Origin of the sequence: Erwinia magellanica, from assembly GCF_039023495.1 — a bacterium.
GTDB lineage: Bacteria > Pseudomonadota > Gammaproteobacteria > Enterobacterales > Enterobacteriaceae > Erwinia.
The window spans coordinates 707,099-719,081 of the sequence record NZ_JBCHVC010000002.1 but is presented as its reverse complement, the minus strand read 5'-3'; the positions used below and the strand labels follow the sequence as shown (position 1 = coordinate 719,081).

Genomic DNA, 11,983 nt, shown 5'->3' with positions numbered 1-11,983 from the left:
GGGGGCCTGTCACAGCCCCAACAGCATTACTGCATGGCTGCGCGCACTCGCGCAAGATCTTCAGGTGTATCTACCCCGACGCTCGGGATCGCTTTCGCCACGGCAACATGGATTTTTTCGCCGTACCAGAGTACGCGCAGCTGTTCGAGCAGCTCTATTTGCTCCAGCGGGCTGGGTTCCCAGCTCACATAGCGCCGGATAAAGCCTGCACGATAGCCGTAAATCCCGATGTGACGCAGGAAGTTTTCTCCGATGGTTTCGCGTGAGGCGGCAAAACGCTCACGATCCCAGGGAATGGTGGCGCGGGAAAAATAGAGCGCATAGCCTTTAGCATCCATGACCACTTTAACCGCGTTGGGATTAAAGGCCTCTTCTGCCGACTCAACCGGCACCGCCAGCGTTGCCATGCCCGCTTCGCTGTTCGCCAGATTTTCAGCTACCTGACGAATAATAACCGGCGGGATCATAGGCTCATCGCCCTGCACGTTCACGATGATGGTGTCATCGGCAAACTGATAGCGATCGATGACCTCTGCAAGTCGCTCCGTACCGGAATGGTGATCGGCACGGGTCATGCAGACTTCACCGCCTGCTGCTTCAACAGCGCGGGCAACCTCTTCATTGTCGGTGGCCACGATCACGCGATCGGCACCCGACTCCAGCGCCCGCTCCATCACATGCACTACCATCGGCTTGCCCTGGATATCGACCAGCGGCTTGCCTGGCAGGCGCGTGGAAGCAAAGCGTGCCGGAATAATCGCCACAAAACTCATGGGTGGCTCTCTTCCAGCGTCAGTGCACGCGCTTCGGTCTCCAGCAGGACTGGAATGCCGTCGCGCACAGGGTACGCCAGACCGTCAGGTTTGCAGATAAGCTCCTGCTGATCTTTGATGTAATAGAGTTTGCCGTGGCAAACAGGACAGGCAACAATTTCGAGTAAGCGATGATCCATGGTTTCTCCCTGGTGGACCCGGTCAGACAGGCCCCTAGAATATCATAGCTGTGAAGCCAGCGGCGACTTCACAATGGGTTGTTGCTACAGCGGCCACCCTTTTTGCCACAGGCTGGCGAGCGGCTCTGGCAGCTGCTCCAGCTCAACCGCGTCGGCTCCCTGCCAGCGGGCAAAACGCGAAAGGGCCAGTTTCAGATCGTCGATCAGCGTCTGGCTAACCCGGACGCCCTGCTCCAGCCAGAGCTGTTTCACTTTAAGCACTTTTTCCTTACGCAGCATTTTTGCATCGAGCCGTCCTTTCAGCTCACCGCGATGCAGAATGGGCAGCACAAAATAGCCATATTTGCGTTTTGCTTCTGGCGTGTAGCATTCGAGCCGGTAGTCGAAACTGAACAGCTCCAGCGCGCGCTTCCGATCCCACACCACAGGGTCAAAAGGTGAGAGCAGTGCGGTGTGGGTTGCCCTTGGCCCCTGTTCCAGTAACGGTAATAGTGAGGCATGCAGAAAACAGGGGCCTAAAGATTCAACCTCAACGGCGACAACTTCCCCACTCTCCAGCCACTCCGCCAGCACTTCCCGGACGGGGGCGCGTTTCAGGCGGTAGTAGTCAGCCAGCCAGGCGTCACGAAACAGTCCCAGACTCAATGCGCTGTTACGCAACATTTGCCGCACGGCAGCTTCTTCCGTCAGCGCATGAAGAGAGTCGTTCCAGTCAGGCATAACGCGCTGGCGCAGATCGTAAACGCGCTGGAAATTGCGTCGTTCAGTCACCATCAGTTCGCCGGCAGAGAATAAACTTTCCAGATGTTTTTTGTGCGGTTTCCACGCCCACCAGCCAGATTTCTGGCCGGGAGGTGCGGCAAAATCGGCAGAGCGCACCGGCCCGGTCTGTTCTATGTGCGTCAGCAGTTCGCTGATTTCATGCTGCCAGCTTGTCACCCATTCAGCGTTATATTTCCAGCCAAGGCGGTGAGGATTCAGCATTCGGTGACGCAGCAAGGGGTAATCTTCAGTGGGAATAAAACAGGCTTCGTGCGCCCAGTATTCAAACAGCCTGCCGCTGGCAAGCGCTTCCCCCAGCCAGGACTGCGGATAGTCGCCCAGCCGACTGAACAGGACCAGGTAAGGACTGCGGGCAACCACATGGATAGTATCTATCTGTAGCAGCGACATCTGGCGAATGGCGCACAGCAAATCTTCGAAGCGCGCCTTACGTTTAGTGGGGCGCAATAACCCCTGAGCAGCAAGGTGAAGCTGACGGGCCTGTGAGAGTGAAAGCTGAATAGAGGACATAGCGCACCTTTGTAGCAAAGATGCATTGAGTTTATACCCTTTCAACCGGGCCGGGGATGGAAACAGCGCCTTTATTCAGGGTGTTAGCGTCAAGGGCGGGCAGTAAGTGCGGTAATCCGGTTCAGTAATGTCTCTGCCGTACCCGGTGGAAACTCAGCATTAACAGGCAGGAACCACCAGTTTTCACGGGCAAAAGAGCGTGCCTTCACCGCGTCTTTCTCGGTCATCAGTAATGTCTGATCTGGCGTTGCCAGCCCAGCCAGCACCTCTGCCCGATAGTTCTGATGGTCGGCAAACGGCACTTCTTTCACCGGAACCACTCCCTGCTGCCGAAGCGTGGCAAAAAATCGGGGCGGATGGCCAATTCCAGCCATCGCGACCACATTTTTAAGGGCAGAGACCGGGCAGGTTATGCCGTTTTTCAGGTTGACCGCCCTTCCCGGAATCAATTCCATCGCCAGCTCGCCAGCCTGCGCTTCACCACCGTTAACGATTGTGGCATCCACACTTGCAAGCCGGGAGGCTCTCTCCCGCATGGGTCCCGCAGGCAGCCACCAGCCGTTGCCGAAGCGACGCTTACCATCCACCACTACGATTTCAAAATCCCTGGCCAGCGCATAATGTTGCAGCCCGTCGTCAGTAATGATGATGTCGATATCGCCCCGATCGGTCAGCGCTTTTACCGCCTCCTTTCTGCGGGGTGATACCGCAACCGCTGCTCCGGTTCTCTGGTAGATCAACACCGGCTCGTCACCCGCCTGCTGCGTAGTAACCTGTTCATGCAAAACCAGCGGATAGCCTTCGGCCTTGCCGCCATAACCTCTGGAAACCACACCTGGACGCAAACCTCGCTGCTGCAAAGCCTGAACCAGCCAAATCACCACGGGCGTTTTGCCGTTCCCTCCGGCTGTGAGATTCCCCACAACCACCACCGGAACGGGCGCGCGCCAGGCTTTACGCCAACCCCAGCGATAGCTAAGGCGGATCAGGTTGCTGATCAGGCCATACAGCCAGCTCAGCGGCAGCAGCAGCAGATAAAGCGCAGAGCGGCCGCTCCAGATGCGTTCTGTCATTGCCCGAACTGCATCTTGTGTAGCTGCGCGTAGACGCCTTTTTGCTCCAGCAGTTCGCTGTGGCTTCCTCTTTCTACAATGTAGCCATCCTCAACCACCACAATTTCATCCGCCTTCTCAATGGTAGAGAGACGGTGAGCAATCACCAGTGAGGTACGGTTTTTTTGCAGTTCATCCAGTGCAGACTGAATGGCGCGTTCAGATTCGGTATCCAGGGCGGAAGTGGCCTCATCCAGAATCAGTATCGGACTGTCACGCAGTAAGGCACGAGCAATGGCGATACGCTGACGCTGACCGCCTGAGAGCAGCACGCCATTTTCACCAATAACCGTATCCAGACCTTTATCCATCTTATTAATGAAGTCCATGGCGTGGGCCATGACGGCCGCTTTCTCAATATCTTCACGGCTGTACTGTTCGTTACGGGCGTAAGCGATATTGTTGGCGACGGTATCATTGAACAGATGCACGTTCTGTGAAACCAGCGCGACCTGATTACGCAGCGATCTGAGCGTGTATTCGCGCAGATCATGTCCATCCATCAGGATCTCGCCCTGCTGAATATCATAAAAACGGGTCATCAGGCTGGCAATGGTCGATTTACCCGAGCCAGAGCGGCCAACCAGCGCTACCGTTTTACCCGCAGGAATAGCGAGATTGATATTATGCAGCGCAGGCGTTTCACGCCCCGGATAGGTAAAGGTGACATTGCGGAACTCGATGTCTCCTTTCGCACGTTCAATCACGCGGGTTCCTTTATCCTCTTCCTGCTCGCTATCCAGAATAGAGAAAAGCGTCTGGCAGGCAGCCATACCACGCTGGAACTGGGCATTAACGTTTGTCAGTGATTTTAGCGGGCGCATCAGCGCAATCATTGATGAGAACACCACGGTGATGGTACCGGCGGTCAGGGTTTCCATCACGCTGGGGAAACTGGCGGCATAGAGCACAAAGGCCAGCGCCAGTGAGGCAATCAGCTGAATAATCGGGTCAGAAATAGAAGAGGCGGAAACCAGTTTCATGCCCTGCTGACGCATACGATTACTGACGCGGTTAAAGCGTTCATTCTCGACTTCCTGGCCACCAAAAATCAGCACCTCTTTATGCCCTTTCAGCATCTGTTCGGCGCTGGTGGTCACGTGCCCCATGGTGTTCTGCATACTCTTACTGATGTTTCTGAAGCGCTTTGACACGGTACGAATGGCAAAAGAGACAATCGGTGCCAACAGGATCAGGATCAGTGAAAGCTGCCAGCTGTAGTAGAACATCATGATGAACAGGCCGATGATGGAGGCCCCTTCGCGTACCACGGTGACCAGCGCGCTTGAGGAAGAGGAAGCCACCTGTTCAGAGTCATAGGTAATGCGGGAGAGCAGCGTCCCGGTTGACTGCTGATCGAAGAACGCCACCGGCATCCCCATCATATGACCAAACAGGCGACGTCGCATGCTCATCACCACGTTTCCGGATACCCAGGAGATGCAGTAGCTGGAGATATAACTGGTAACGCCACGGATTAACATTAACCCAATAACCGCAAAAGGCATCCAAAGCAGCACGGAAGAGTCGGCCTTGCCAAAACCGTCATCCAGTAACGGTTTCAGCAGTGACAGCATTAATGTATCTCCCGCTGCGTTCAATACCAGTGCTACTGCTGCCACAATTAAGCCCGGTTTGAACGGTTTGATCATTGGCCAGAGGCGACGGAATGTTTGCCAGGTGGAGAGATCTTTTTCCTGATGCATTATTTAACCAGCTTTAATTGAAATAGCCGCTTATTCTACCTGGAATCACGTGGTACGCCAAACCACTGATGATACCAACGGCCCATTATTTGCGTTCTGAACCCCCTAACCTGCCAATTTTGCTGGTAAAACCCTATGCTGACCTGCCCTTCAAGGGCGGTGTCGTACCAGTGGTAATGGTTATGTTTGTAGCGGGATATCACTTTATCAGCAGGTAATTTCCATGCGCTGTAACGTGCGGCAGAGGCCAGCGCGACCTCGCCCCGCACGGCCCGGAGAAAGGGGGGAACCGAAGAGGTTTTACTGCCGTGATGGGGAACCTGCAAAATATCTGCCCGCAGCTTTTTACGCTTCAGCCTTACCAGTTCAAGCTCAGCCCTGGCTTCAATATCCCCTGTCAGCAGCACCTGCCGTTTGCCATCGGAGATTTTAATTACGCAGGATTGATTATTTCCTGCCTCTTTTTGCCCTGGCGGCGGCCAGAGGACCTCAAAAGCGAGCTGCTGCCAGCGCCAGCTTGTTCCCTCTTCGCACGGCTGCTCACCATTTTTTCCTGCTCCGCGATGGACGGTTGCGCCAGGAAAAGCAGAGTGAAGGGTGTCGAAACCTCCAATATGGTCGAGATGATTGTGGCTGAGGATAATATGTTTAACTTGCAACCCCTGCCAGCGGAGCCAGGGCAGGATCTGGCTTTGCGCCGCATCCCCGCCCTGCCAGCGATTGCCGGTATCATAGATCACCGCTTCTCCCCGCGCTGAGATCACGACAGCCAGGCCGTGGCCGATATCCAGCATATCCATACGCCATTCAGGTTTTACCGCGCTCAGCCGCCAGCAAGCCATTGATAAGCATAATCCCAGCAAGGTAACTGGAGAAGTCCGCCACCAGCAGAATCGCCAGGCAAGAACCGCTGTCCACGCCAGCAAGCTGAGCAGCAGAGCCTGATAATTCAGCTCCACCCAACCAGTGGGAAGATGGCTGAGAGGCGTGAATACTCCTTGCAGAGAAGAGTCTGCCAGCCACCACAACAGCTGGCTCAGAACAGGGATGGGCAACGACGCCAGCGCACAAAGGATCAAGGGCACGGTCACCAGCGTAACCACCGGAACCGCCCAGAGGTTAGCCAGCAGGGCAGTGAGACTTATGCCATGAAAAATCAGTAACTGCACGGGCATCAGTAACAGAAACAGCCCAACCTGGAGATGCAAAAGCTGAAGGAGCAGCCAGCGTTTTTTATGGTTAAACCGGCAGGGTAAAGGAAACCAGCTAAACCATAACATCAATCCGGCGACCGCTATGGCTGAAAGCCACAAACTCTCTGAAAGGATGCTTAAGGGATCAAAAAACAGGATCAAAGCGATGCAGATCCCCCAGACCTGCCAGTTATCGCAGCGCACGCCTTTTAAGCGGATCATGTACCAGAGGGAAACGGCAAGCATGGCCCGCATCGCTGGCGGGTTACAGCCTGAAAGCCAGGTATAAGTCAGGGCAACCAGCAGGCCACAAAATAGCGGGAAGCGGTAGCCTGTCCAGTGCGCAGGAAAACCAAGCTGTAATCCCCTGGCAAACAGCCAGCCGACGCTGGCAGCCAGGCTGATATGCATGCCGGAAATTGCCATCAGATGCGCCGTTCCGGTCTCTCTCAGTAGTTGAGTAATCTCCTGGCTCAGCTCTCCCCGTTCGCCAAATGCCAGAGCGGAAAGGACAGCCTGCCAGCGTAACTCACCGTAAAACATCCGGCTTCGCTGAATAATCTTATGCCGCCAGCCGCATTCGCTGTTAAGCATCTTCAGGCTGAGAACCCTGCCTGTAAGCGGCGTACCCATTGCTACGGCAAAACGCTGGGCATCAAATCCGCCTTCATTCAGTCGGGCATGAACCGGTTTGAGATTAAGTGCCATTAACCACTTCTGGCCGCTACAGAATTTTTCGGCCATGCCCTTTGTACTAACCAGAACATAAATTGGTGGGAAAAGCTGTTTACCGGCCAGGCTGGTGATACGGAGTTTTAGTCGCTCAGCGTCTGGCAGAACCTGCTCTACTTTTACGGTAACGTCTGAGTGTTTACCCGTAAGCGCATTAATTTGTCCTGTCAGCGTTCTTGCAGCCATTACCCCCCAGACAAAAAGTAACAGAAAGAGGGCAATATCTTTCGTTCCTTTGCCACCGGACCAAAGTAGCAGGCACGCAAGCACAATCGCTATGATGTCGTAACGTGGCGCTGGAAGATGCGGCAGTATAAGCAGGGGTAACGTAGCGATTATCGTCCACATCGCCAGTCGGCTGAGGCTGTAGGGCATAACGGCTCTCCTTTTCCGTTCGGCCACTCTATCGCGCTGCTGTTAACTTAGCAGCAAGAGGAATAAAAACCCTGGAGCTACGCCCTGTCCATGCGAACCCGATTTCATGCTTATCATTTTCATTGCGCGCCCGCCCGCACCTCTCTCAGATTGCAGGCAAAAAAAAACGACACCGAAGTGTCGTTTTATTGCGTAATGCTCAGCGTTAGCCGTAAATATTTGCGCGGTCACGCAGCTCTTTACCTGGCTTGAAGTGTGGAACGTATTTCCCTTCCAACTCCACTTTGTCACCCGTTTTCGGGTTACGACCAGTGCGGGGCGCGCGATAGTGCAAAGAAAAACTGCCGAAACCCCGGATTTCAATGCGTTCGCCCTGCGCCAAAGTGGTCGCCATGTGCTCAAGCATCTCTTTAACCGCATCCTCAACGACTTTCGCCGGAATATGAGAGTGCTGGCCAGCAAGTCTTTCAATAAGTTCTGACTTGGTCATAAATCCTCCGGTTAATTCCTGTTGGAAAAGCTCTGACAGTATCGGCTATATCAGGGCAGCTTGCACTGCCCTGTTGCAAAAGCAATTACTCGCCTTTAGCTGCTTTGAATGCTTCAGCCATAGCGTTAGAGAAGTTACCGTCTTCCTGTTTAGTGTTGTTAACAGTAGCGATGGCTTCTTTCTCGTCAGCCTGGTCTTTTGCACGTACAGAGAGGCTAACAACGCGGTTTTTACGATCAACACCGGTGAATTTGGCTTCAACATCGTCACCAACATTCAGAACCAGAGTTGCATCTTCAACGCGGTCAACTGAAGCTTCAGAAGCGCGCAGGTAACCTTCAACGCCGTCTGCCAGTTCAACCGTAGCGCCTTTCGCGTCAACAGCAGTCACTTTACCGTTAACAATAGCACCTTTCTTGTTCAGAGAGATGTAGTTGTTGAACGGATCTTCTGCCAGCTGCTTAACGCCAAGGGAGATGCGCTCGCGCTCTGCGTCAACTTGCAGAACAACAGCAGCGATTTCGTCGCCTTTCTTGTATTCACGCACTGCTTCTTCTCCGGTAGCGTTCCAGGAGATGTCAGAGAGGTGAACCAGGCCGTCGATACCGCCGTCCAGGCCGATGAAGATACCGAAGTCAGTGATTGACTTGATTTTACCTTCAACACGGTCGCCCTTGTTGTGGGTTTCTGCAAACTGCTGCCATGGGTTAGATTTGCACTGCTTCAGACCCAGGGAGATACGACGACGTTCTTCGTCGATATCCAGAACCATAACTTCAACAACATCGCCAACGTTAACAACTTTGGACGGATGGATGTTTTTGTTGGTCCAATCCATTTCTGAAACGTGTACCAGGCCTTCAACGCCTTCTTCGATTTCAACGAAGCAGCCGTAATCGGTCAGGTTGGTCACACGGCCAGTCAGGCGGGTGCCTTCCGGGTAACGCTTAGCGATAGCGACCCAAGGATCTTCGCCCAGCTGTTTCAGACCCAGAGAAACACGAGTACGCTCGCGGTCGAACTTCAGCACTTTAACAGTGATTTCGTCGCCAACGTTGACAATTTCGCTTGGATGCTTAACGCGTTTCCATGCCATGTCAGTGATGTGCAGCAGGCCATCAACGCCGCCCAGATCAACGAATGCACCGTAGTCAGTCAGGTTCTTAACGATACCCTTAACTTCCATGCCTTCCTGCAGGTTTTCCAGCAGCTGATCGCGCTCTGCGCTGTTTTCGGATTCGATAACGGCACGACGTGAAACCACCACGTTGTTACGTTTCTGATCCAGCTTGATGACTTTGAATTCAAGCTCTTTGCCTTCCAGGTGCAGCGTATCGCGCACTGGACGGACATCAACCAGGGAACCTGGCAGGAACGCACGAATGCCGTTCAGCTCAACAGTGAAGCCGCCCTTGACTTTGCCGTTGATAACACCGGTAACGGTTTCAGCTTCTTCATAAGCTTTTTCCAGCGTGATCCAAGCTTCGTGACGTTTAGCTTTCTCACGGGACAGCAGAGTTTCACCGAAGCCGTCTTCTACAGCATCCAGAGCTACGTCAACTTCGTCGCCAACCTGGATTTCCAGTTCGCCAGCTGCGTTTTTGAACTGCTCTGCAGGAATTGCAGATTCAGATTTCAGGCCCGCATCAACCAGAACGATGTCTTTGTCGATAGAGACAACAACACCACGAACGATGGAACCCGGACGGGTTTCGATTTCTTTCAGGGACTCTTCAAAGAGTTGAGCAAAAGATTCAGTCATATTGATAATCTTATGGATTCTTCAATTTAACGTCCACCTGACATCCTGCCGGGTGGGGTTGTTTCACATGCCCCATGACGTCCATATCAAAGGGTTAAAGGATTCTGTCGGACCCTGAGGCCCGGATTTCACTGCGGCAACGATAACGTTTTACGCGCATAATTAAGCGCAGTTTCAATAACTTGCTCAATTGACATGCTGGTTGAATCCAGCACCAGCGCATCGTTTGCCGGTATCAGTGGCGCAATGGCGCGATTACGATCGCGATCATCACGTTCTTTTATCTCAGATAAAAGGCGCTCAAAGTTAACACTAAAGCCTTTTTCCTGCAACTGTAGCATACGCCTGTGTGCGCGCTCTTCCGAACTGGCATCAAGGAAGATTTTTACTGGCGCATCCGGAAAGACCACGGTGCCCATGTCACGCCCATCAGCAATTAAGCCTGGCGCATCACGGAAGGCGCGCTGGCGACGAAGCAGAGCTTCGCGAACCCGGGGAAAAGCCGCTACTTTAGAGGCCGTGTTGCTGACATCCTGAGTGCGAATTTCGCTTGTGACATCTTCCCCTTCCAGGATGACCTGCATTTCTCCCCCGGTAGAGACAAAGCGAACGTCAAGGTGCGCCGCGATCGGCACTAATGCCTCTTCAGAAGTGATATCCACCTGATGATGCAAAGCGGCCAGCGCCAGTACGCGGTAAATCGCGCCCGAATCCAGAAGGTGCCATTGCAAGGCTTCCGCCATTGCTTTACATAAGGTCCCTTTACCCGCACCACTTGGGCCATCAATGGTGATCACCGGGGCTATAGCCGTCATGTCGTTCTCCTGTCGGTGGAATGCCTGTTGCCTGCTCAGACAAATATCGACGCGCATTATACGCTGCTATAGCTATGATCGTTACCCTTTAAGCATAGTCGCGATCAAATTAATAAGAGGGAATAGCGCGCTTCAGGAGGGAGAAACCTTGCAGGACGTGAGTCAGCTCGCAATCCGCCGCACCGAAATGCAGCGGTTTTGCAGATTTATGCCAGTTTGCTGATGCGGGCCAGCTGCTCAAAATAGTCGGGGAACGTTTTTGCCGTACATTTGGGATCAAGAATGGTTACCGGCGTGGAGGACAACGCCACCAGCGAGAAACACATTGCCATACGGTGATCATTATAGGTGCCAATTTCAGCAAACTTAATCGTTTCAGGCGGCGTCACGCGGATGTAGTCGTGCCCTTCCTCAACTTCAGCGCCTACCTTACGCAGTTCATTGGCCATTGCAGCCAGGCGATCCGTCTCTTTCACGCGCCAGTTGTAGATGTTACGCATCACCGTAGTGCCTTTGGCGAAGAGCGCTGCGGTAGCGATAGTCATCGCGGCATCCGGAATATGATTCATATCGAGATCGATGGCGTTCAGCTCACCGCGGGTACAGGCAATATAGTCATCGCCCCACTCCACCACCGCACCCATTTTCTCCAGTACGTCAGCAAAGCGAATATCACCCTGCATGCTGTTGCGGCCAATACCGGTTACTTTTACCGTACCGCCCTTGATGGCCGCCGCCGCCAGGAAATAGGAAGCAGAAGAGGCATCCCCTTCCACCAGATAGTCTCCCGGCGAAACATAGTGCTGATTGCCGCTAATCTGGAACACGCCGTAGCTGTCGTTCACCACTTCCACGCCAAAGGTGCGCATCAGGTTCAGCGTGATATCAATATAGGGTTTTGAAACCAGATCGCCTTTAATGACAATTTTGGTGTCATTCGGTGCCAGCGGTGCGGTCATCAGCAGCGCTGTAAGGAACTGGCTTGAAACGCTGCCATCCACTGAGACTTCGCCACCCTTAAAGCCGCCCTTAAGATGCAGAGGGGGATAATCAGTCTGCTCAAGGTAGTCGATTTCAGCCCCACCCTGACGCAGGGCATCCACCAGATGGCCAATTGGGCGCTCTTTCATCCGTGGCTCACCGGTCAACACTATATCGTTCTCACCCAGGCAAAGCGCCGCGGCCAGAGGGCGCATGGCCGTCCCCGCATTTCCTAAAAAGAGTTCTGTTGGGCCTTCTGCATGCAGAGGAGCGCCCTGACCCACCACTTCGCAGACAGTCCGGTCTTGTGAGAGCGTAAAGCTGACGTTAAGCGCTTTCAGCGCCGTCAACATATGGCGTACATCATCGCTGTCCAACAGATTGGTCAGACGCGTGGTGCCTTTTGCCAGTGCTGCCAGCAGTAAAGCGCGGTTAGAAACGCTTTTCGAGCCGGGCAGATTAACGGTGCCGTCTACCAGCGCAATAGGTTGTAAGGTCAGGGATTCCTGCATGTGAAACATATTCTCCATATAAAATGCAAAGAAACCCCGCAGCTTCGCAGGGTTTCAGAC

10 protein-coding genes are annotated in these 11,983 nt (G+C 53.7%); all 10 read right to left on the bottom strand.

What is annotated here, in order from left to right:
• Positions 1 to 26 precede the first annotated feature (26 nt).
• Positions 27 to 773, bottom strand: a complete 747-nt coding sequence (gene kdsB, locus AAH450_RS10640) for a 3-deoxy-manno-octulosonate cytidylyltransferase (RefSeq protein WP_318790534.1) — start codon at positions 771 to 773, stop codon at positions 27 to 29.
• Positions 770 to 952 (bottom strand): Trm112 family protein, encoded by a 183-nt coding sequence (locus AAH450_RS10635; protein ID WP_318790533.1) that lies wholly within the window; start codon positions 950 to 952, stop codon positions 770 to 772. The genes kdsB and AAH450_RS10635 overlap by 4 nt, the downstream gene beginning before the upstream one ends.
• An 84-nt stretch (positions 953 to 1,036) precedes the next feature.
• Positions 1,037 to 2,245 carry a winged helix-turn-helix domain-containing protein gene (locus AAH450_RS10630; RefSeq protein ID WP_342910180.1) on the bottom strand — a complete coding sequence of 403 codons (1,209 nt, stop codon included), beginning with the start codon at positions 2,243 to 2,245 and terminating at the stop codon, positions 1,037 to 1,039.
• Positions 2,246 to 2,334: 89 nt separating this feature from the next.
• Positions 2,335 to 3,318, bottom strand: a complete 984-nt coding sequence (gene lpxK, locus AAH450_RS10625) for a tetraacyldisaccharide 4'-kinase (protein ID WP_342910179.1) — start codon at positions 3,316 to 3,318, stop codon at positions 2,335 to 2,337.
• Positions 3,315 to 5,063: a lipid A ABC transporter ATP-binding protein/permease MsbA gene (gene msbA / locus AAH450_RS10620; RefSeq protein ID WP_342910178.1), complete on the bottom strand. Its 1,749-nt coding sequence runs from the start codon at positions 5,061 to 5,063 to the stop codon at positions 3,315 to 3,317. The genes lpxK and msbA overlap by 4 nt, the downstream gene beginning before the upstream one ends.
• Positions 5,064 to 5,098: 35 nt before the next feature.
• Entirely contained in the window at positions 5,099 to 7,363 is a 2,265-nt protein-coding gene (locus AAH450_RS10615) for a ComEC family protein (protein ID WP_342910177.1), read from the bottom strand.
• 205 nt (positions 7,364 to 7,568) lie between these two features.
• Positions 7,569 to 7,853, bottom strand: a complete 285-nt coding sequence (gene ihfB / locus AAH450_RS10610) for an integration host factor subunit beta (protein WP_013201528.1) — start codon at positions 7,851 to 7,853, stop codon at positions 7,569 to 7,571.
• Between the two features lie 85 nt (positions 7,854 to 7,938).
• Complete coding sequence (gene rpsA / locus AAH450_RS10605) at positions 7,939 to 9,615, bottom strand: 30S ribosomal protein S1 (protein ID WP_342910176.1); 1,677 nt, start codon at positions 9,613 to 9,615, stop codon at positions 7,939 to 7,941.
• 128 nt (positions 9,616 to 9,743) lie between these two features.
• Positions 9,744 to 10,430, bottom strand: a complete 687-nt coding sequence (gene cmk, locus AAH450_RS10600; RefSeq protein ID WP_318790527.1) for a (d)CMP kinase — start codon at positions 10,428 to 10,430, stop codon at positions 9,744 to 9,746.
• A 206-nt stretch (positions 10,431 to 10,636) separates the two neighbouring features.
• Positions 10,637 to 11,923: a 3-phosphoshikimate 1-carboxyvinyltransferase gene (aroA, locus tag AAH450_RS10595; RefSeq protein ID WP_342910175.1), complete on the bottom strand. Its 1,287-nt coding sequence runs from the start codon at positions 11,921 to 11,923 to the stop codon at positions 10,637 to 10,639.
• Positions 11,924 to 11,983: the final 60 nt, after the last annotated feature.